Origin of the sequence: Deinococcus hopiensis KR-140 (assembly GCF_900176165.1) — a bacterium.
GTDB classification, from domain to species: domain Bacteria; phylum Deinococcota; class Deinococci; order Deinococcales; family Deinococcaceae; genus Deinococcus; species Deinococcus hopiensis.
In genome coordinates this window covers 52093-72500 of record NZ_FWWU01000011.1, presented here as the reverse complement: position 1 = coordinate 72500, position 20408 = coordinate 52093, and the positions used below count along the sequence as shown (strand labels likewise).

Here is a 20408-nt window from a genome sequence, read left to right as displayed (position 1 = left end):
GAATCGGCTCCGGGGCTACGCAGTGGGCGGTTCACAACGGCTGCTACCGCGTGCAATCCCCCTCGCCAGCCTTCCTCGGCAAGCTCATCTGGCCAGTCGTCCGGTGACGGCAGTGCTTCGAGCACCGAACCCTTCAGCCGCTTCTCGTGACGCACGCCGGCAGGCACACGGGGGAAGCCACGTTCGAGACGCCCAGGAGTAAAGTCCGTAAAAGAGGGCAACTTCACGTCCACATCCCCCACTCTAGGAAGTCCGGAATGTTCGAGGAGAGGAAACGCGAAAACCTCCGGTATCAACGGGACACTTCGGGATGATGCAGATGTGTCGGCCGTAGATCTATGCTTTGCCGCGTTTCTTGCTCCTGTCCCTGCCTCGTCGGACGCCTGTCATACCCACCTCCGGCTGCCAACAGGCGCTCACCGTGAAGCGCCCCCGTCCGTTACAACCTCTCCCTCTGCCATCTCCGTGGGGACCAAGCTGCCGCCGTTGTAACCCTGCATCTCCAGTTTGGGTGCTATGGTCTTCGGCCTGGGACCCGTGCCAATCAGTTGGTAAAGTCCGCGGGTGATCAGCGTCCGCAAAACTGGGCCATTCCAGTGTCCCCGCCTTCGCACCCACCGGGGTGCCCTCCTCCTCAGTCAGGTGCGGCCACACTTGCGCCCGGTGGATGGCCGCAGTCCGCGTGGTCTGCTGGAGCAGCACGCCCAAATCCTTGCCAGCAATTTTCCACTTCTATCTCTCCGCAATTCGGGCATGTCCATTTCCGCAGGGCCAAGTCCTTTACGGCGGGGTTTTGGGAGCCGCAGTCGTGGCAAAGGGACGAGGAGGGAAAGAAGGGGCTTATGGGGACAAGGGTTTTGCCATACTGTTGCGCCACAGAAAGGTCCTTGGCCACGTTCTTCTGATGAGGTGGTACTCGAGTCTATAGACGTGGCCGCGACCCTTTTCATCTCCGAGCGAACGGTAGCATATGCCGCTCAATCAGAGCGAAAGCTCTCGCTCTCAGTCGACCCTTTGAGGCGAGAAGGACTGCCTCATGACTGAAGTCACAAGTTTGCGCCCCTCCACGGTCAACTCGTTTTCGATGATGTCCTTTCGTACGTCAGTGCAGCTGGCCTCAGCTTGGAAAGGTCAGCAGGGCGCGGGTGGCCCTCTGAGAGAGTGCCGGCGGTGTGGCGCGCATCAGCACTCTGGCTGCAGTACTGAGCCAGGGCGATTCCAGTTGTCCCAACAGGCCCATCTGACGAGATGCCAATTGAATCTTCCTTACGCGGCGCTGGCGGAGACGCTCGTACGTCTTGAGAGCCTCAACCACCGTACGCCCTGAGGCCAACGCCCTTCCCAGGACGAAGGCGTCCTCGATCCCCATGGCAGCTCCCTGACCGAGGTTTGGCGTCATTGCGTGGGCTGCGTCTCCGATAAGGGCCACGTGACCCTGAGCCCAGTCGTTCAGATTGACCTCGTGAATATCGGTCCGGATAACTGGCGTGGTCGCCGGAAGAACTTTCAACATCCCAAGGGCTGGACCCTGAAAGTCGCGGCAGAGTGCCCGCAGCGCGTCCACACTGTTTCCGACCAGCTCTGTGGCTCCTTCCCGAGCATTTGCGGTGACATAGCAGTAGACGCGGTTGCCGCTCAAGGGCACCAACCCCAATCGACGGCCCCGGCCCCACATCTCGGCCGCGGTCGTTCCCTCCCATTCTGTCTGGGTCACGAACCTATAGCTGGTATACCCGGCATAGCGGAGGCCGACGTCCCCAAAAGTCAGTTGTCGGATCGCGGAGTGCACTCCGTCGGCACCCACTACGCAGTCCACCGAGTGCACACTCGCATCGCTGAGCGTCACCACGACGCCTCCAGGACGCTGCCGTATGGCCCCCACTGTTGTTCCAAATCGGATGTCCTGCTGCAGGCCGTGACTGAGACGCGCCTGGAGGTCAGCCCGGTGGAGGGCAACAGCACTCCCGTATTCCGGATAGTGAAGCGTCTGGAGGGGACGGCCCAGGACGTCGGTCAGTACAGCACCTGTCAATTGCCGACCGACGTCTTGCAGCCCCTCCATCAGGGAAAGTCGCTGCAAGACCTGCAGGGCATTGACGCTCAGGATGAGGCCCGCCCCCACGGGCCGGAAGGCAGCGACTTTCTCAATCAGCGTGACCTGAATTCCAGCCTGCTGAAGGGCCTGTGCCAAGGTCAGGCCGCTGATCCCAGCGCCCACAATCAGAACGTGCCGCGTCATCCAGGCCTGCTGGTGAAGGGCGGGTTCAGCAGTGCATACTGGTACAATTCAACCACTTCCCGGAAACGCTGCTGGGCCGCTTCATAGGGCGCCCCTCCCGTAAGCCAACCTACCAGGGTGGCCTGATAAAGCGCAAAGATGCTGAACGCGGCGGCATGCATGTCCACTCCTGTCCTCAATTCCCCTCGGCGTTGACGCTCCTGAAGATGATCACCAAGTTGCTGCAGAAATTCCTGAACCTGTTGCCACTCGCGGTCCCGCCAGGGTCCCTGATGGAACAGCACAATGCGGATGAAATCTGAAGCCAGTCCCCTGTGGTTGCGGTAAAGCTCAAAAAAGGGCTGGAAGACCAGGAACAGGGCTTGATCCAGGGGATGGTCGAAGAGTTCGGGCGTGAAGGCGTGCGTACGCGTGCGCGCGATGGCGTGATGAAAGACCATCAGGAGCAGATCTGCCTTATCAGCAGCATACGAGAAGACCGTTCCCGTGGCGACATCTGCCTGGTCAGCGATCTGACGGATGGTCGTTGCTTCAAAACCCTGCTCGGTGAAGAGCCGCCAGGCTGAGTCCTGAATCCGGGTCAGTTTTTCCTGCTTGTGCCGTTCCCGCCGAGTGATAGCCAGGCCGTCAGTCACTGGGACCCCCAGGAGCCCTCAACTTGGGTGGATGCACGTTTATTGATACCGGCTTAGGTTTGAGACGAGCAATAGGCATGGGTGAGCTTGGCGGGGAGTTGTGAGGCGCGAAGGCGACGCCAGGCGAAGTTCAAGCGATCTTTCAATTCGCCCTGGTCTTTGGGGCAGAAATTGCCGAGCAGGTGCCCTTTGACATAGGCCCAAAGGTGCTCGATCGGGTTGAGCTCCGGGGCATATGGGGGCAGGTACTGGATGGTGAGACGCTGTTGCTGCTCAACGAAGGCTCTGAGGGCCTTTGTATGATGAATGCGAGCGTTGTCCAAGACGACGATCAAGTCGCCTTTGATATGTCGGAGCAGATGTTCAAAGAACGCCAGCACCTGAGGTCCTCGAACGGCTCCTGGTATGGTGTGCTGCAGAAATTGACCACGGGTCGTCACTGCACCCAGGGTAGAGAGCTTGTCCCACCCGGCTTTGGCGTGAATGATGGGAGTCTGGCCACGTGGAGCCCAAGTCCGCGTGACCGTGGGTTTCAGGCTGAAGCCACTCTCGTCAACGAAGACCAGGGTTGCGCCCTGAGCGACTTTTTTTTCCAACTCGGGTCGGACGGTCTGCACCCAAGTCTGAACGGCTTGTTCGTCACGCTCCATCGCGCGTGGATCGGGCTTCTGAGGAGGGCAGCCCAGCTGATGGAGTACCTTCCTCACGTGATCGACGTGGTACCACACCTCAAATTGCACCCCGATCACCTCCCGCACGCGGGAGGTTGTCCAGCGCTCATCCTTATACCCCGCGGCCTTCGAACCCGCCTCGAGTAGGGCTTGGAGCTGCTTGAGTTGTTCAGCAGTGAGGCGACGCCGAGGACCAGTGGCCCGCGTCGCCTCCAGACTGCCTCGTTCTCGGAGTCGCTGTTTCCAGGTCCTGACCGTACTTTCCGCAACACCGACGGTCTCAGCGATGACGCGGTCGGTCACTTCAGGATCCTGGAGAAGTTGCTGCACATACAGCCGTCGTTCTTCGAGTTGCGCGCGGCTCAGCCTTGAGGGTCGCCAGACCTGCACCATGACCTCAGCCTACCACTCGTCTCCGATTCAAGCCGGTATCAATAAGCCGGCGACTTGGTAAGCTGGCGACGAGTATTAAAGCGGCAGGCAAAAGGTTAAGCCAAAACCCGCTTATGGGAACAAGCGCGACCTGACAGAGGGTCAAGGCCAGGAGCATCCCCCCACACTGGCGGGCAACAGCAGGCGACAAAGAGGACTGCCGAATCAGGAGCCAACCCCAGAACAGCTCCGGAAAGGCAAAACTCCCGAACGTGCTCCAGCACGCCACTTGTCCTCGAGAAGGCGCGGGCGTTAAGGAAGGGTCGAGAGCTTCCCAAAATGCACCCAGGGTGAGGGCAGGCAGGTGGAGCAGGACGTTTCCCAGCGCAAGCAGCAGGTGCACCAGGGAAACCACGATCAACATTCGTCCAGCCCAGACTATCATCTGTTATCGCTCCTTTCGAACATGCTCTAAATTGAACACGTTCATATTAACAGCCAAGGTGGTCCGAGGAAAGTGGAATGTCCCGGAAGCGGAAGGGAAGGTGTGGTCCGCCGCATGAAGGAAGGGGCGTACATCCATCTGTTCCACCCAGGTTCCCGGCTGTGAGCAAACGTCCACTCTTCGGCAACGCTTTTCAAGCCCACTTGATCCAGAGCCACGGAGGAATAATGTGTTTCCGGATAATCCGTTACATCTCCTCGGTTTCGCTCCGGCAACTCCACGCCTTTCCATTACCGTTTTGCCTGCTCGCTCCATTTCGGTCAACCTGTTGATTCACCGAAATCGTCATGGCACCTCAATGGCTCTGGGCTGTGCAAATGATGTTGAAAGGTCGCGAAAAGCCATCCTGGTAGTGGGACGCCTTTTTCGGCTTACCAGCCCGAGGCAGACCAGGGACCTTGCGCTTAACGGGGGCCTAAAACGTCCGCTGTCCCCTTCCAGGTTGTTCCGCCTCTTACGCTCAGGACAGTGTTTTTCAGGAACAGTTATACCGTCCTCCACCATGCTGACCCTCCCCTATTCGTCACGTACTACGCACGAGTTACGCACAATTCCTTCCCCACCCTGTAGGCGAAAAAGGCCCCACCTTCGTGTGCGCCGAGGGGTGGGGTTCCTCGTTTCTACGTAGCACGAGCTCCATGACTAGCGCATGCCCAGCACGAGCAACGCTGCTGGGACGCCAAACCATTGGGTGGCCTCTTTTCTCCCGGCATGACGAACTGCCCAGGGGCGGGGTAGATCTGGGCAGGAAGAGGGCGAGGTTGGGCATGATTCAAGAGTCATACGGCGCGTGACAGGCGAAATGAAAAACCCCGCGCGGAGCGAGGTAAAAGTAAGCAAAGCACTATTATTTCGAAAGTAAATGTCACAACAGCAAATACACGATACCTGTACTTATTAGAGGAATACCAAGAAAAATCCCGGCTGTAAAGAGCTTGTCAGACGTTTTAACAGCTGTTGCTAATTTGGGCTTTCTCTTCATAAGGAGGTAATTCTATCGATCTACTTCATACATGGATCTTACAGGTTAAGTGGAATTGTACTGTAAGCAGGATAAAGGACAACCTGCCAAGTTAAGCAAAAGTCTACCCAGGGCCGGAGCCTGAGCGGGATGAGTGGGAGCGCCGGGGATTAACGGATGAGGAATTGCATGATCAAGAGCGTGACCACCACCACTCCAACCGCCAGGAGCGGCATCCACAAGGCGCCGCTGTGGCCCAGTCGCCAGCGGAACTTCCGGAAGGAACGCTTCATAAAGGGAGTGTAGTCGCCGTTCTTCAGTTTGGTCCCGTGGCAGCCCTTATCTTTTCTCTCGGTAGCAGAAACCCCACTGCGCCAGGGACGGTGGGGAATGAAGAACCCCCGGCTGGGTGCCAATCAACATGACAGCACGGTGCTCAGCGGGCCCCCCGATGCTGTCGTCGTTGCTGCTCCTGTAGAGCAGGAACAGCGCCGTCTCCTGCTGGACCGTGGGTACGACACGCCTGCGTGTCGTCAACTGGCCATGGATCAAGGTCTGGTCGCGCACATCCCCAAGACATCGGCGGCCGCTCAGCCCATTCCTGCTCCTGGTGATCCACAACGGCACCCACCTCGGCGGCCGGTGGTTGAGGTGGGTCACAGTTGGTTCAACCGTTTCCGTCGCCTCCAGACGCGCTGGGAGAAGCGGCAAGACCTCTATCTCGGCTTTGTCGAGTTGACCGCTTGCCTCATCACCTGGCGCAAACTTGCCCCCGTTGCTCGTCTCAAAAGGTCTTCCGGACAGGCTCTCAGCTCGACTTTGGCCATTGCTGGGGGCAACAGGGTGCTGTTGGTCCCTGTCAGACTTGAGCATGTGAGCTCTGCCTCAGTGGTTCACTCGCAGTGTTGATGCCTTTGCACCGGTGTTCTCTCGCAGAACCTGGCCACAGGTCCAACAGCTGATCATCGGCACCCTCCTGGCACCTGGCAAACGAACGGTCACGGCTGCCTTAAGCGTCTTGGGTTTGGCTGATGATTCCAGGGTCAGCACGTACCACCGCCCAGATGAACCGAGCCCGTTGGTCGAGCCTCCACGCCAGTCGCGTCCTGCTGGGGTTGTTGGTCACCACCTTTGTCCCTACTGTACCGCTTGTCCTCGGTTTAGACGACACCATTGAACGTCGAACGGGCGTAAAAATCAGCGCCAAGGGCATTTACCGCGATCCCGTTCGTTCCAGCCATGGTCACTTTGTGAAAGCCAGTGGTCTTCGCTGGCTGAGCCTGATGTTGCTGACTCCTGTTCCATGGCACAACGCATCTGGGCCTTACCGTTCTTGACGGCTCTCGTGCCGTCAGAGCGGTACCACCAGCAACGTGGACATCGGCACAAAACCCTGCTGGACTGGGCACGGCAGATGCTGCGCCTCGTTCAACGCTGGTGTCCTGGACGTGAGCTGATCGTCGTGGCTGACAGCGCCTACGCATCGATAGCCTGGCTTCACGACCTCCGCCAAGGTCATCCCATCACGGGGGCCTGCACCCGACTGCGTCTGGACGCCGCTCTCTACGAACCCGCGCCCGAACGTCAAGCCGGCTAGATGGGCCGCCCCAGGTTAAAAGGCAAACGCCCTCCCACCCTGGCCTCGATTCAGATCCATCCTGAGACTCGCTGGCAGCGCATCCGAGTGACCCGCTGGTATGGCGAAGCGAATCGAGAGATCGAGCTCGTGTCACACACGGCACTTTGGTACCACACTGGCCTCCCTGCTCTTCCTGTTCGTTGGGTCCTCACTCGTGATCCAAAAGGGAAATATGCAACGCAGGACATGGACCTGGAGCCCGTCCACATCCTGGAGTACTTCGTTCAACGCTGACAATTGGAAGTGACCTTCGAAGAAGCTCGGGCTCATTTGGGTATAGAGACGCAACGCCAGTGGACAGACCTGGCCATTGCTCGGACAACCCCAGCTCTGCTGGGATTGTTCTCGCTGGTAACCCTGACGGCTCACGAACGCTGGCAGCAGCAGGGGGTTTGGGTCAGGCGGGCGGCTCGGTACGACAAGACCCTACCCACTTTCGTAGATGCGCTCGCCGAACCTCGGCGAGCGTTATGGAAGGTCCCGACTTTTCGTACATCTGTCCCAGAACAGGAGATCGTTCAAGTCCCACGGGCCTTCATCGACCGCCTCGCAGACGTCCTTTGTTATGCGGCCTGACTTTCTCAATGGCCAAAGTCGAGCTTAGGGGTTGGAGGCTCACAACCCAGTGTGTTGCACGGTCAAAGCCGGGGAACAGGAGACGACGGTGACCACGAGAACGTCTACAAAGGTGAGCAGCGTGCCGGTAACGCCAGAGGCCTTGCTGCAGCTGAAGATCACGCTCCAGGGCCTGCGTCCAGCGATCTGGCGTCGCGTCGCGGTTCCCGCGAACGCGACGTTTGCCGGGCTGCACGGCGTGATTCAAGGCGCGATGGGCTGGGAGAATTATCACTTGCACAGCTTTAGTCAGGATCAGCGGGAGATTGCGGGCCGACGGCGTTTGTACGAGGTGTTCGACCAGGTACGGGCCAAATTGGAGTACTTGTACGACTTTGGGGACTCCCAGTTGCATCGGGCCGCGCTGGAGAAAGTGTTGCCCGCCGATCCGGAGGATCGGCAACCCAGGGTTCTTGCAGGAGAACACGCCTGTCCGCCGAAGGACTGCGGCGGCGTGTGGGGGTACGTAGAGTTGCTTGAAATCCTGGACGATTCCACTCATCCGGAGTACGACGAGCGGCTCGCCTGGGTGGGGGGAGCATGGGACCCTGAGCAGTTCGACCTGAAAGAAGCAAACGCACGGCTACCCAGACTGCGGTTGCCCAAGTCCTGAATTGGCCGACAGTATCTGAGATACCTGCCGACAATAGAAGGCTGGCTCTACCCGGCTGTCACGCTCGACTGACGATGGCGGGATAAAAATGACCAGGAAGGGCGGGACAAATTTGACCACTCCGAGGAAGGAGACCTCTCCGGCCTACGATTCATCGCGAATCGGAGGTCTACATGCTCGGAGGCGCACAGGTGCGACGCATCATCGAACTCAAGGCCGCTGGTCAGACCGTCAGTGGGATCGCCCGTCAACTTGACCTGAGCCGCAACACCGTCAAGAAGTACCTGCGAGATCCCGGCCTACCCCAACCCAAATCGCGTCGCAAGAAGGGAAGCAAGCTCGATTCGCACATCCCCTACCTCACCGGTCGAATTGAGCAGGGTGTGCTGAGCGCCGTGGTGCTGTTCCGCGAGGTCCAGGAGCGGGGATACAACGGGCAGTACACGGTGGTCAAGGACTTCGTGCGCCCATTTCGGCGGACACATGTGTCCGCCAGCCGTGTCACCACTCGCTTCGAGACCGATCCAGGGGAACAGGCCCAGGTCGATTTCGGACGGTACAGCTACATCAACCTGGAGGGGCAGACCCGGTCCATCTGGGCCTTCGTGATGGTGCTGGGATGGTCCCGCGCGCTGTACGTCGAGTTCATCCGCAAGGCCGACACGGCCAGCTTCATCCGGTGCCACCTCAACGCGTTCGCCTATTTCGGCGGAATGACCCAGACCATCCTGTACGACAACACCAAGCAGGTTGTGCTGGAACGCGACGAGGCCGGTCAGCCGGTCTGGAATCCCCAGTTCCTGGATTTCTCCTTGCGGCTTGGCTTTGCCATTCGGCTCTGCCGCCCCTACCGACCACGCACCAAGGGCAAGGTGGAGAGCGGCGTCGGGTACGTCGAGAAGAACTTCTGGCTAGGCGCGAAGTTCGTGGACGATGCCGATCTCAACCGTCAAGCCAGGCACTGGCTTGACCATGTGGCGAACGTCAGAACCCACGGTACCACCCGCGAAAAGCCCTGCGAGCGACTTGTGGTGGAACGGCCTGCCTTCAGACCCTTACCTTCACTGGAATCTTTATCGGTGTTCGTGCGGGAACCCCGCAAAGTCGGTTGGGACGGGTTCGTATCGTACGGTGGGAATTTCTACGGCGTCCCCTGGCGCTATGCCGGACAGACCGTCGACGTGCAGGCCAACAACCTGGAAGTGCAGGTGTTCAGCGGTTCCACCCGGATTGCTGTCCATCCACGGTCCGCCCAGCGAGGAGCGCGCTTCCTGGTGGAAGCGCAGTACGACGGCCTGCCTGTACCGGGTGACGATGCACCACGGCGGCGCGCCTTACTGGCATCCCAGACCGAAGGCTTGCCGGAGATGGAGGTCGAACAGCGGTCCCTGGCTGAGTACGACGCGCTGGTCGCAGTCGGCACCACGGCGACGCTGGAAGAGGTGTTGGCGACTGTCTTTCGGGAGGAGGAAGCATGATGGTCGTCGAACGCTGCCGGGAGGAGCTGGAAGCGTTGGGCTTGCCGCATGCGGCAAGCTTGCTGGAGAGCCGCCTGGACGCAGCAGCTAAGAAAGAGTTGTCGTACGCGGATTTTCTGGCAGACCTGTTGCGCATCGAGGTCATGGCCCGGGACGAGGACAGCCGTGCGAAGCGGCTGAAACAGGCCCGCCTGCCTTTTTTGCGGACCCTGGACCAGTTCGACTTTGCTTTTCAGCCGAGCGTGGACAAGCGGCTGGTCAAGGAGTTGGGAACCCTGTCGTTCGCAGCAGATGGTCAGAACGTCATCCTGTTGGGACCGCCGGGAGTCGGGAAGACGCATCTGGCGGTCGGGCTGGGGATGACGGCCATCCAACAAGGGGAGAGCGTGTTGTTCGTGCGGGCTGGGCAACTGATGGAGGACCTGCGCAAAGCGCAGGCCCTGAATCGGCTGGAATATCGACTGCGGTACTACGCGAAGCCGAAGCTGCTGGTGATCGATGAATTTGGCGTGTGGCCATATGACCGCCTGGCGGCGAATGCCCTGTTCGGCTTGATCGCTGCGAGGTACGAGCGGGGCAGCGTGATCCTGACGTCGAACAAGGGCTTTGCTGATTGGGGCGAAGTGCTGGGAGATCCGGTAGTGGCGAGCGCCATTCTGGACCGACTGTTGCACCACAGCCACGTGTTGAACATCAAGGGGGAGTCATATCGCCTGCGGGAGAAGAAGAAATCTGGGTTGTTCCCCAGCGCACTGGTGGGGATCGGCGAGACGGGTCAGGAGGTGAAGCGCCGTTGAACACAGGGGGAGTGGTCAAAATTATTCCGCCGGAAGTGATCACTTTTACTGCGCCATTGACACGACCTGCACTCCCGAGCGGTGGTCGGCTACGCAATGGACGTTCAGATGCCCGCTACCCTGCCGCTGACAGCTCTTCAGAAGGTGGCTGAGCGCCGTCTTCCTCCACCTGGTCTCTTGCATCACAGCGGCCGAGGGAGTCAATACGCCAGTCAGATTTTTCAGGAAGAATTGGCCTGCTTGCGGACCAGGGGCAGTATGAGTCGCCAAGGGGATTGCCAAGATCATGCCGTCGTGGAGAACTTTTTCAGCGCTCTAAAACGGGAGTTGCTGGCCGCTCGAGGAGACCATCTTCGAGACCCGCACAGTCGCCAGGCAAGCCGTGTTCGAGTTCACTGAGGTCTTCTACAACCGTTAGCGCCGCCACTCCGCCCTCGGGTACTTGACGCCCTGTGCGTTCGAACGCCTAACTACAGCCGCTGAGCTCCAGCTACGCATCATCGGGGCAGGCCTAACCACGCTTCGGTGGAGGTGCGGGCGGCGCGGGTAAGGTCCTGGCCACCTTCAGGTAGGCGGAGGATGCGCCAGTTCACCGGGCGGATGCGCATTTTTACCTGCGTTCCCCCTCTCCTGCCATAGAGTTGGAGCCATGCAAGAGCGCCTGACCTTCTGGAAGTGGCTTCTGATCATGCTGCCTGATCTGGCAGCTCCCTGGGACCGGCTCCTGCCTATCGGGAGCATTCTCGTCGCGCTCTTGGCACACCTCAGGAGTGAATCATGTACTTCGACGACGTGCGCTGTTGGATCAAGATCGAAGCCTGAGGAAGTGGCATGAAGAAGTTGCTCCTCGCTGCACTTCTCACCTCAATGGGAACGACTCAAGCGATGAACAAACCGCTCCCAACCCTTTTCCAAGCCCTCACCAAGCAAACGGGAACGAAGGCCATCAAGTGCCCCGGCAAGCTCGGCGTGGGAGGCACCCTCTGCGCCACCAGCGCCCTGCCCAAGGCAAAGACGCAAGCCAAGCTGAGCGCGTACAAGGGGTGGAAGCAGATTGATCCCTGGGCCCACGACAGCGCCACGTTCACGACCAATCAGGTGAATGCCTACATCGTGTCGGTGTTCAACAACCTCAGTGGGAAGGGCTCGCTGTTGCTGCTTGCACCGATGTAGACCCTCACGTAGTGGACAGTGACGGAGAGGAGTGGAATCACCGGAGCGAAGTGGACTTGCGAAGCTGCGCAGCAGAGGGATTGTAACGGATTAGCCGGGAACTGTATCAGGCAGGTGTGCTGACCAGCTGCGCCATCTCAGACAGTACCGCGGGAGAACCTGGCGCTCTTTCCCACGTTCAGCCAAGCCCTTGCGCAGCCACCTCCTCCGGCATCAGCCCCCCAGCATCTGGAGAAAGATCTGGACCACCTGGGGATCGAAATGGGTCCCGGCCTCCGCCTGAAGGTGCTGTAGGGCCCTCTCCCTGGTCCAGGCGGCCCGGTAGGGGCGGTCGCTGGTCAGCGCGTCGTACACGTCTACCACGGCAAACGCTCTGGCCCACAAAGGAATTTGCTGGCCCCGCAGACCTGCCGGGTAACCCGTGCCATTCCACTTCTCGTGGTGGTACTGCGGAATGTCCAACGCTGGCCGCAGGAACCGGATCGGTGAGAGCAGGTCTACCGCGTAGCCCGGGTGCTTTTTCATCTCCACCCATTCCCCATCCGTGAGCTTTCCAGGCTTGAGCAAAATGGCGTCCGGAATGCCCATTTTTCCGATGTCGTGGAGCAGCGCCCCCCGGCGAATGTCGACGAGCTGCTCGGCAGAGACGTCGAGGCGTCGGCACAGATCGACTGTCATTTCGGTGACGCGTCGAGAATGCCCCTCGGTTTCCTTGTCGCGCAGGTCCAGTGCCCGCGCCCAGCCCTCAATGGTCTCGTCGTACGCCAGACGCAGCTCCAGGTTGCGCCGCTCCAGCTCCTCGAAGAGGCGGGCGTTGTCCACGGCGATGGCCGCCTGCCCGGCCAGCATCTCAAGCATCTCCCAGTGGGCAGATGTGAGCGTGACCGGATCCTGGTGAAACACCTCGATGACGCCCAGCACCTTTCCTTTGGCAATCACCGGCACGGCAAAGTAGGCCCGAAACCCTTCTTGCACGAGCGTCTCGAGCCACCCTGATGCAGTTCCCACTTCCCGGAGATCCGGCATCCGCATGGGCTGGCGACTGAGGGCCACCTGACCGGCCAGAGGTTGGCCCATCTTCACGCTGGACCCCTGAAGTGCGGCGCTGGACCGCCCGTGAAGGTCTACACACTCCAGGGTCAGGGTGTGAGGGTTGAGCAGCAGCATGGTCACAGTATCGGCATTCAACTGCCGTCTGACATTTTCCAGCACCATGCCCAGGGTGATGGGCAGGTCCACGCTCGACGCGATGGCACGGTCGACCTCCCGCAGACCGGTGAGATGACGCAGTTGCTGCTGAAGCCCCTCATTCAGGTTGCGGATCTGGTCCTCCGTGGCCTTGCGTGCCGTGATGTCCTGCAAGACCTTGGACACCCCCACCACCTGCCCGGAAGCGTCCACGATGGGGGACAAGGTTGCGAGAACGTAGATGCGCCGTCCATCCCGGGTCACCCGTACGGATTCAAAGGGCTCGACGGGCTGACCCGCCTTCACCTGCCTGAACATCTGCAGCTGCTCGTCTTGGTATTCCGGGGGACTGATCAGGGTCAGGGGTTGACCAATGGCCTCCGCCGCGGGGTAGCCGTACTTGCGCTCCGCCCCAGTGTTCCATGAGCGGATCTGGCCCTCCAGGGAGATGCCAATGATGGCGTCTTGGCTCGCCTCAACGATGGCAGCGAGGTATGCCCGGTCCTCTTCGGCGGCGCGGCGCTGGGTGATGTCCCGTGCCGCGCAGTACAGCAGGGGGTCGCCAGGCAGGGCGACCGCGGCCCATTCCAGCCACACGACGCGCCCGTCCTTGTGCAGGTAGCGGTTCTGAAATGCGGTGGTCGTTCGGCCCTGAACGACGCTCCGTTCCTCGCTGACTGTGGCGGCGCGGTCCTCAGGATGCACGAACTCCAGAGACCGCCGGCCGATCAGTTCCTCCGGGAGATAGCCGAGCATCTGCTCACAGGCGGCGCTAACCGTCATGAAGCGGCCCTCGGCATCGATGGTGGTGATCATGTCCAGCGAGATATCGAGCGTGCGTTGCAACTCCGCCACGGTCCGCCGGTAACGCTGCTCGCTCTCCAGCAGCGCCTGCTGTGCCCGCTTCTGCTCCGTCACGTTGTGGATGAGATTGACGGTACAGGCCTCTCCAGCAATCTCTACGGGAACGACAGAGAGGAGGTTGTCACGTTCTTCGCCGAATCTCAACCGAATCCGGAGCTCGAGGTTTCGCACCTCACCCCGCTGCGTCAGCCCCTCCTCAATCTTCCGGAGGTCTTCGGGGCGCATGGAGAGGCCCAGTTCTTCCCAGGTCCGTCCGATCACCTCCTCGAGCGCATAGCCGCTTTGCGCCAGGAATTCGGGGTTTGCATCCAAAAACCGGTTGTCCCGCAGCCGACTGATGGCGATGGCGACTGGACTGGCCTGAAAGACCTTCGAGAAGCGCTCCTCACTCAGCCGCAGCTTTTCCTGGACGTCATGGCTTTCGCTGACATCACGGGTGAAAAGCGAGACGCCGTTCCCCGTTGGGTAAGCCACCGCGTCGAGCCACCGGCCCACCTCAGGGAGGAAGGTCAACTCTCGCTGCGGCAATCCGGAAGCCCGGGCACGTTGCAGTGCCCGGCCGATGGGCCGGTGCAGCGCCTCCGGAAACACCTGAAAGAGGGATCTGCCGATCAGCTCGTGGCGGTCGTGGCCCGAGAGGGTGGCCACAGCGTCATTGACAGAGGTGAAGTTCCAGTCCGGATCGAACGAGGCAAAGCCGTCAGCCATGTGGTCGAGCGTGGAGGTGGGCGTCCTTTGCGCCCGTGCCTTGCCCGCCACGGCCTCTTCGCTCGGCGTAACGTCGCTCTGGAATCCCACAAAGTGCGTCACCGTGCCCATTTCATCCCGTACGGGGCTGAGGGTCACCTCATTGAGGAACAGCAGGCCGTCCTTGCGGTAATTGCGCAGGACGACTGTGGTCCCCCGCCCCTCTGCCAGCGCTCGCCGAATGGCTTCCAGGGGCGGTTGATCGCGGTCCTGGCCCTGCAGAAAACGGCAGTTGCGCCCCAGGATCTCCGCCGACCCATAGCCGGTGAGGCGCTCGAACGCCGGATTCACGTAGATAATGGGATGGTCTTCCGCCTGGGCATCCGTGATCACCGCGCCCACCACACACGCCTCCAGGGCCTGCGTCATAAGTTGGGGGGCCGGCGAAGGTGTGGAGCGGAGGGTCACAACGCCCTCCGAACATTCTGAAGGACCCGGCGTCTCCCCTCCTTGAAGGATGTTGTTCTGCGATTGCCATCAAGAGAAAGTTCTTCCGAGTACCAGTCGGACTGACCCTGATCCAGAATCCTCCACTCTCCCATGGAATGCAGAGTACAGCCGTGCAGATGCCCCGGCGACGCACGTAAGGGCAGGGCCTTTAACGTCTCTTCTGATTCCAGGGTGTCGCCGTGCACGTCACAACGCAACGCACGGTCTGCGCGAGCGTCCGTCCAGTAGTCTCGGGAGGGCGACCCAGCCATCGGGTATTCACACCATCGCCCCCAGTGCACCCCGGCCCCACTGCCTTGCAACATCACACCCTGGGGTCACCAACCGGGTGCGGCGACGCGGTGGGGCGTTGCACCCGCCGGCAGCAGGCCCAATGATCCGGTGAGACGGACCGAAAGGTTGAGTGGGCGTCACAAATGGCGCCCTGGCATCGCGCGCGCCTCCTCGCCCTTCCTGTTCACTGGGTACTCACGCGTGATCCAAAAAGGAAGTCTGCGGTGCACCGACCTGAACCTGGAGACAGGCCCCGTCCAGGAGGACTTCGTTCGGCGCTGGCAACTGGAAGCGGCCTTCAAAGACGTTCGGGCGCATTTGAGTGAGGAGACACAACGCCAGTGGACGGAAGTGGTCACCAGCGAACCCTGGCAGGAGCAGGGCGCTTAGGCCAGACGCGCTGCCTGGTATGACGAGCGTGCCCGAACCGTGTACGGACTCCGATTGAGTCGTTTGCGAAGCGATTCAATCCAAGCAGAGCGAGAAGGAAAGATAACGGGTTCCGTATACTCCTTAACAGACTGGAAGACCGCCGGTTTGCTTCCCTCCACACCCGCAACCCGTATTAGGAGATGCGCCTGCCAAGGTGCGGCAGGCAGGCTGGAAGGCCCCGCCTTTTTGTATATCTGCCCCAGCCCAGGAGATCGTTTAGAGCACGCGTCAAAAAGAGGACTTCTTTTTGAGCGAGCCCGGCGAGCGAACTTGAATGCGCATGGGGAGATGGAGCCGTGAGGGGTGTCCTTCCACGCGCGGCGCCATTCTCCCCCATGCGCCAAGTCCCACGGGCCTCCACCGGTCGCCTTGCTGACGTCCTTTGTTGTCCCGCCCAGGTACAAGAACAGGAGAAAGTGCAGGGCCGTTGGGTGCGGCCGCACGGCAGCGATGGGGATCTCCGGCTTTTCCAACATCCCGCATCCCTTCTGTTCTCGCGCTCAGAACGCAGGAATGACGCTACCGCTGTATTTTTTCAGGAGCCACGCCCTGGCCTCGGGACTCGTGAGCGCCGCGGCGAGTTTAAGAATGTCCGGATTCTGAGCTTTGTTCCGGGTGGTGGCCAGGACGTTGACGTAGACGCTGTTGCGCTCCTCGTGAAAAATAGCGTCCTTCGTTGGGCTCAGGCCGATGTCCAGAGCGTAATTCGCGTTGACGATCGCCGCGTCCACATCCTGGAGGGAGCGGGGCAACTGGGCTGCTTCGAGTTCGCGGAATTTGAGGCGTTTGACGTTGCTGACAATGTCGGTGAGGCCCGCCCGTACACCTGCGCCGGGCTTCAGCCGGATCAGTCCAGCCCGTTCCAACAGCAGCAGGGCCCGGGCACCGTTGCTGGGATCATTGGGGATGGCGATGGTCGCCCCGCTGCGAAGCTCGGTGACCTTGGCAACCCTCTTGCTGTAAAGCCCCAGTGGGGGTAGATAGACGCCCCGTACCGGCACGATGTTCAGCGGCCGATTTTGCTGAAAGGCGTTCAGATAAGGCGTGTGCTGAAAAAGGTTGGCGTCGAGACTGCCTTCGCCGAGCGCGACGTTGGGTTGAACATAGTCGCTGAATTCACGGATCTGCAGCTCCACCCCCTGCTTGGCAAGGATGGGCTTGACGAATTCCAGCAGTTCTCCTGCGGGAACCGGGGTGGCTCCGACCCGGAGGGTTCCAGCAGAGGCCGTGGAAGCGAGGATCAGGGCGGACAGGGGCAGCGTCAGTCGCATAGCGGCACTCCTTGGAGAAAAGGTTGAGAACGTATTTAACGGTGGTCGCTGCGGGAGGCGGCGCGGTCACCCACCCACTGCACGCCCTGCACGAGCAGAAGCAGCACGGTGACGGTGGCGATCATGACGCCCGTTTCGAAGCGCTGGTAGCCATAACGGATGGCCAGGTCACCCAGGCCGCCGCCACCAATGGCACCGGCCATCGCGCTGTATCCAATCAGGCTGACGAGCATGACAGTGAAGCTGTAGATCAGGGCCGGACGGGCTTCGGGCAACAAAACTTTGAACACCACCTGCGGGGTGGTGGCTCCCATGGCGCGCGCGGCGTCCGCCACGCCCTGGGAAACGTCCCGTAACGCGCCGTCCACCAGGCGGGCGACGAAAGGGATGGCCGCGACGGTCAGCGGCACGATCGCCGCGGTGGAACCGATGCTGGTGCCGGTCAGGAGCCGCGTCAGTGGAATGAGCAGCACAAGCAGGATGATGAAAGGCAGGCTGCGCCCGACATTCACCACGGCGTCCAGTGCGCGGTGGAGCAGCCGCTGGGGGAGCAGACCGCCAGGACGCGTCAGGGTCAGAAAGACGCCCAAGACCATTCCCAGCAGTTGCGCCACCAACGCGGCGGGCACCACCATCCACAACGTATCCAGGGTGGCCTGCCAAAGCAGGGGCCAGAGGGCTGCCAAGTTCATGCGGGTACCTCGACCAGGTGTGCGCTGCGGTCCAGATGCCGGTTCACGTCTGCGGCCCCTTGAGGCAGGGCCAGCCAGGCATCTACCCCCTTCGGATGCGCGTGGGCCTGCACGATGCGCGCGCCCAGCCCCGCAAGGGCGTTCAGGGTACGGGGGCTAAGGTCCGGCAGCGTGAGGTGGCGGAGTTGCTCACCGTTTTCCAGCGAAACTTCCGGACGGTGGGCATTCAGCAACGCGCGGGTCACGGCGTGCTGAGGGCAACTGAGCACGTGGCGTGTTTCGCCCGCTTCCACAAGCACGCCGGCGTCCAGAACGGCGACGTGCGTGGTAACCGCCCGCACGACTTCCATCTGGTGGGTCACGATGACCAGGGTGAGGTTGCGGTCCTTTTGCAGGTCGGTGAGCAGGGTCAGGATGCCGGCGCTCGTCTCCGGGTCCAGGGCCGATGTGGCTTCGTCGGCCAGAAGCAGGTCAGGATCAGTCGCGAGCGCGCGGGCGATCCCGACCCGTTGCTTTTGCCCTCCAGAAAGTTGCGCTGGGTAACGGGAAGTGTAGTCGCCCAGGCCGACCTGCGCCAGCAGGTCGCGTCCACGCGCTTCACGCTTGGCGCGGGGGACACCCAGCAGTTCCAGCGGGAGGGTGACGTTGCCGAGGGCGGTCCTCTGCGTGAGCAGGTTGAAGTGCTGAAAGACCAGGCCGGTCCGCACCTGGCGTTGCCGCAGGGCTCTGGAGCTCAGCCCAGCCATGGACTGACCCTGGACGAAGAGACGGCCAGCATCGGGCGTTTCGAGCCCACTGATGAGCCGAACGAGGGTGCTTTTACCCGCTCCACTGCGTCCGATAATGCCCGTGCAACTGCCTCGTGGGACGGTGAAGTTCAGATCGCGCAGAGCTGGAGTGACCTGACCAGGGTATGTTTTTCGCACCTGTTCAAAGTGTAGGGCGGGGGGCGGAGTGACGTTTGGCGTCACGGGGAGGGGCCTCCTCTGGCAGGATCGGGGTGGGCAGGGAACGCAAAACGGCGCGTCCCCTTCCGGGGCTTGAGCTCGTGGAAGGGGACGCGCCTTGAGGCTTGTCCGCTGGAACCTGCAAAGAGGAACACCCTTCCCTTATCGTTCCCGCCGCCTATGTAAAGCCATCGTTGGCGCGTGCGGGCTGGCGGAGCACCGGGTGCCGCGATGAGGGCCGGTTGCTGCGGCGATCTTCAGGCCAGATCCCTACGCCGCTCTGGATAAAGGTGGCCCGCCGAAACAGGCCGACGAGGAATCTAAAGCAGATGACCAGAAGTGTCAACCAAAGGGTGATGGCCTGCGCGCCGAACGCTGCTTCAATGCTTCCCGGTCTGCTCGGGGACAAGGCAAGCCGGAAGCAGGGCCATCAGGTGAGGGCCAGTTGCGCTTCACGCTGTTGCCGGGCCGCAGGGTGGTGTGGGTAAGGCAGCCCCAGGTTTTCTCGCAGGGTGCGGCCCTCGTACTCAGAACGAAACAGGCCCCGCCGCCGCAGTTCAGGCACCACCAACTCAATGAAGTCGTCCAGTCCTGCCGGGAGCACGGGGCCCATCACGTTGAAACCGTCTGCTCCACCCTTCACAAAGCGCTCTTCGAGCTCATCGGCGATCTGCTCGGCCGTCCCAACCAGCTGCCAGTGCCCCCGCCCCCCCGTGACGAAGAGGTACAGGTCACGGACGGTGAGGTTGTCCCGCCGGGCCTGCGCGATCAGGAGTTGCTGCCGACTGCGGTTGTTGTTTGTAAGGGGCAGGTCCGGCAGCGGACCGTCAATGTCGTACCCGGTCAGGTCCACCCCGAGAAGGTTGGAGAGTTGTGCCAGACCCACCTTGGGCAGCACCAGCGACTGAATCCTCTCAAACTTGTCCCGCGCTTCCTGTTCTGTCCGGCCAACGTAGGGCAGGACGCCCGGCATGATTTTCAAGTCCTCCGGCTGCCGGCCGTACGTTCTGAGCCGCCCTTTAAGATCGGCGTAGAACGCCTGGGCGTCTCGCAACGTCTGCTGAGCGGTGAACACCACGTCGGCAGTGGCCGCCGCCAGTTCTTTACCATCTTCGGAAGAGCCCGCCTGCACGATGACCGGGCGGCCTTGAGGAGAGCGCGCGACGTTCAGCGGTCCCCGGACTTTAAAGTGAACGCCTTCATGGTTCAGGACGTGCACCTTGCCAGGATCAGAAAACAGCCCACGGTCCTTGTCCCGAAGAAAAGCGTCGTCTTCCCAGCTGTCCCATAAGCCCAGGACCACCTGTGCGAACTCGCGGGCCCGGTCATAACGGTCCGCGTGGAGCAGGTGCTCGTCACGATTGAAGTTGAACGCTTCCCGACTGTTGGCCGACGTCACGAGGTTCCATCCGGCACGTCCACCGCTGATCTGATCAAGTGAGGCGAATTTGCGTGCGATATGGTACGGCTCGTTGTAGGTGGTGGTCTGGGTGGCGATCAGGCCGATGTGAGACGTGACGGCGGCCAGCGCAGAAAGCAGGGTGACGGGTTCAAAATGCGCGCCCCGCGAGGTGTGGCTGAAGACGCCGTCACCGTCCACGGAGGCGGCAACAGAGTCGGCAAAGAAAATGGAGTCGAATTTGGCCGCTTCCGCTTTCTGGGCAAGGTTCCGGAAATGATCGAAGCGGACGTGGGCGTCGGCCGGAGCACTGGGGTGCCGCCACGCCGCGATGTGGTGGCCGTCCGTCATGAGGAACGCGCCCAGCTTCATGTGTTGTGGGGTGGAGCGGGTCATGGGTGTTCTCCTGAATGTGCCTGCGCAACCGCTGGGCGGGTGCGGACGGGG

General features: G+C 61.2%; 18 protein-coding genes, 1 pseudogene and 1 riboswitch. Of the genes and pseudogenes, 8 read left to right on the top strand and 11 right to left on the bottom strand.

Annotated features, from left to right (window positions below):
* Positions 1–634 precede the first annotated feature (634 nt).
* The 6 genes from B9A95_RS30365 to B9A95_RS36480 form a co-directional block, all read right to left on the bottom strand.
* A complete protein-coding gene (locus B9A95_RS30365) occupies positions 635–877 on the bottom strand; it encodes a transposase (RefSeq protein ID WP_245808612.1) in 243 nt (80 codons plus the stop codon).
* Between the two features lie 240 nt (positions 878–1117).
* Positions 1118–2239 carry an FAD-dependent monooxygenase gene (locus B9A95_RS30360; protein ID WP_084051324.1) on the bottom strand — a complete coding sequence of 374 codons (1122 nt, stop codon included), beginning with the start codon at positions 2237–2239 and terminating at the stop codon, positions 1118–1120.
* Complete coding sequence (locus B9A95_RS30355) at positions 2236–2874, bottom strand: TetR/AcrR family transcriptional regulator (protein ID WP_084051323.1); 639 nt, start codon at positions 2872–2874, stop codon at positions 2236–2238. The genes B9A95_RS30360 and B9A95_RS30355 overlap by 4 nt, the downstream gene beginning before the upstream one ends.
* Positions 2875–2927: 53 nt before the next feature.
* Complete coding sequence (locus B9A95_RS34885; RefSeq protein WP_212648434.1) at positions 2928–3938, bottom strand: IS630 family transposase; 1011 nt, start codon at positions 3936–3938, stop codon at positions 2928–2930.
* Positions 3939–3942: 4 nt separating this feature from the next.
* On the bottom strand, positions 3943–4341 hold the full coding sequence (locus B9A95_RS37465) for a DUF6463 family protein (RefSeq protein ID WP_425429994.1): 399 nt from the start codon (positions 4339–4341) through the stop codon (positions 3943–3945).
* Positions 4342–5553: 1212 nt separating this feature from the next.
* The gene (locus tag B9A95_RS36480) at positions 5554–5676 is read right to left on the bottom strand and encodes a hypothetical protein (RefSeq protein ID WP_281255911.1); all 123 of its coding nucleotides are present in this window, start codon (positions 5674–5676) and stop codon (positions 5554–5556) included.
* A gap of 97 nt (positions 5677–5773) precedes the next feature.
* Between B9A95_RS36480 and B9A95_RS37460 the strand changes: the two genes are divergently transcribed.
* From B9A95_RS37460 to B9A95_RS30320, 8 genes and pseudogenes are all read left to right on the top strand, one after another.
* On the top strand, positions 5774–6292 hold the full coding sequence (locus tag B9A95_RS37460; protein WP_084051322.1) for a transposase: 519 nt from the start codon (positions 5774–5776) through the stop codon (positions 6290–6292).
* Positions 6293–6414: 122 nt separating this feature from the next.
* Positions 6415–6720 (top strand): transposase, encoded by a 306-nt coding sequence (locus B9A95_RS37455; protein ID WP_425429993.1) that lies wholly within the window; start codon positions 6415–6417, stop codon positions 6718–6720.
* Positions 6687–6980, top strand: coding sequence for a transposase (locus B9A95_RS34880; protein ID WP_212648433.1), 294 nt, complete (start codon positions 6687–6689; stop codon positions 6978–6980). The genes B9A95_RS37455 and B9A95_RS34880 overlap by 34 nt, the downstream gene beginning before the upstream one ends.
* Before the next feature lie 739 nt (positions 6981–7719).
* Positions 7720–8250, top strand: a complete 531-nt coding sequence (locus B9A95_RS30340; RefSeq protein WP_245808602.1) for a plasmid pRiA4b ORF-3 family protein — start codon at positions 7720–7722, stop codon at positions 8248–8250.
* A 191-nt stretch (positions 8251–8441) separates the two neighbouring features.
* Positions 8442–9728, top strand: a complete 1287-nt coding sequence (gene istA, locus B9A95_RS30335) for an IS21 family transposase (protein WP_170928458.1) — start codon at positions 8442–8444, stop codon at positions 9726–9728.
* The gene (gene istB / locus B9A95_RS30330) at positions 9725–10525 is read left to right on the top strand and encodes an IS21-like element helper ATPase IstB (RefSeq protein ID WP_084046045.1); all 801 of its coding nucleotides are present in this window, start codon (positions 9725–9727) and stop codon (positions 10523–10525) included. Before istA ends, istB begins: the two co-directional genes overlap by 4 nt.
* 63 nt (positions 10526–10588) lie before the next feature.
* Positions 10589–11006: pseudogene (locus B9A95_RS30325) on the top strand (transposase); the annotation flags it as partial.
* A 350-nt stretch (positions 11007–11356) separates the two neighbouring features.
* Positions 11357–11698, top strand: a complete 342-nt coding sequence (locus tag B9A95_RS30320; RefSeq protein ID WP_084051321.1) for a hypothetical protein — start codon at positions 11357–11359, stop codon at positions 11696–11698.
* 213 nt (positions 11699–11911) lie between these two features.
* Here B9A95_RS30320 and B9A95_RS30315 read toward each other — a convergent pair whose 3' ends face one another.
* The 5 genes from B9A95_RS30315 to B9A95_RS30290 all read right to left on the bottom strand — a co-directional run bounded on the left by B9A95_RS30315 (position 11912) and on the right by B9A95_RS30290 (position 20357).
* Positions 11912–14905, bottom strand: coding sequence for a PAS domain S-box protein (locus tag B9A95_RS30315; RefSeq protein ID WP_084051320.1), 2994 nt, complete (start codon positions 14903–14905; stop codon positions 11912–11914).
* A 1247-nt stretch (positions 14906–16152) separates the two neighbouring features.
* The gene (locus tag B9A95_RS30305) at positions 16153–16923 is read right to left on the bottom strand and encodes a MetQ/NlpA family ABC transporter substrate-binding protein (protein ID WP_084051318.1); all 771 of its coding nucleotides are present in this window, start codon (positions 16921–16923) and stop codon (positions 16153–16155) included.
* 35 nt (positions 16924–16958) lie between these two features.
* Positions 16959–17615, bottom strand: coding sequence for a methionine ABC transporter permease (locus tag B9A95_RS30300; RefSeq protein WP_084051317.1), 657 nt, complete (start codon positions 17613–17615; stop codon positions 16959–16961).
* Positions 17612–18586 carry a methionine ABC transporter ATP-binding protein gene (locus B9A95_RS30295; RefSeq protein WP_084051316.1) on the bottom strand — a complete coding sequence of 325 codons (975 nt, stop codon included), beginning with the start codon at positions 18584–18586 and terminating at the stop codon, positions 17612–17614. The genes B9A95_RS30300 and B9A95_RS30295 overlap by 4 nt, the downstream gene beginning before the upstream one ends.
* 135 nt (positions 18587–18721) lie before the next feature.
* Positions 18722–18853: riboswitch (SAM riboswitch) on the bottom strand.
* 139 nt (positions 18854–18992) lie between these two features.
* Complete coding sequence (locus tag B9A95_RS30290) at positions 18993–20357, bottom strand: LLM class flavin-dependent oxidoreductase (protein ID WP_084051315.1); 1365 nt, start codon at positions 20355–20357, stop codon at positions 18993–18995.
* Positions 20358–20408: the final 51 nt, after the last annotated feature.

What these genes read in the sequence shown, in the direction of transcription:
- B9A95_RS37460 (WP_084051322.1), top strand. Translation starts at nt 5,774, where the DNA reads ATGAAGAACCCCCGGCTGGGTGCCAATCAACATGACAGCACGGTGCTC.
- B9A95_RS30305 (WP_084051318.1), bottom strand. Translation starts at nt 16,923, where the DNA reads ATGCGACTGACGCTGCCCCTGTCCGCCCTGATCCTCGCTTCCACGGCC.
- istB (WP_084046045.1), top strand. Translation starts at nt 9,725, where the DNA reads ATGATGGTCGTCGAACGCTGCCGGGAGGAGCTGGAAGCGTTGGGCTTG.
- B9A95_RS30300 (WP_084051317.1), bottom strand. Translation starts at nt 17,615, where the DNA reads ATGAACTTGGCAGCCCTCTGGCCCCTGCTTTGGCAGGCCACCCTGGAT.
- B9A95_RS37455 (WP_425429993.1), top strand. Translation starts at nt 6,415, where the DNA reads ATGATTCCAGGGTCAGCACGTACCACCGCCCAGATGAACCGAGCCCGT.
- B9A95_RS30360 (WP_084051324.1), bottom strand. Translation starts at nt 2,239, where the DNA reads ATGACGCGGCACGTTCTGATTGTGGGCGCTGGGATCAGCGGCCTGACC.
- B9A95_RS34880 (WP_212648433.1), top strand. Translation starts at nt 6,687, where the DNA reads ATGGCACAACGCATCTGGGCCTTACCGTTCTTGACGGCTCTCGTGCCG.
- B9A95_RS37465 (WP_425429994.1), bottom strand. Translation starts at nt 4,341, where the DNA reads ATGTTGATCGTGGTTTCCCTGGTGCACCTGCTGCTTGCGCTGGGAAAC.
- B9A95_RS36480 (WP_281255911.1), bottom strand. Translation starts at nt 5,676, where the DNA reads ATGAAGCGTTCCTTCCGGAAGTTCCGCTGGCGACTGGGCCACAGCGGC.
- B9A95_RS30320 (WP_084051321.1), top strand. Translation starts at nt 11,357, where the DNA reads ATGAAGAAGTTGCTCCTCGCTGCACTTCTCACCTCAATGGGAACGACT.
- B9A95_RS30290 (WP_084051315.1), bottom strand. Translation starts at nt 20,357, where the DNA reads ATGACCCGCTCCACCCCACAACACATGAAGCTGGGCGCGTTCCTCATG.
- B9A95_RS34885 (WP_212648434.1), bottom strand. Translation starts at nt 3,938, where the DNA reads ATGGTGCAGGTCTGGCGACCCTCAAGGCTGAGCCGCGCGCAACTCGAA.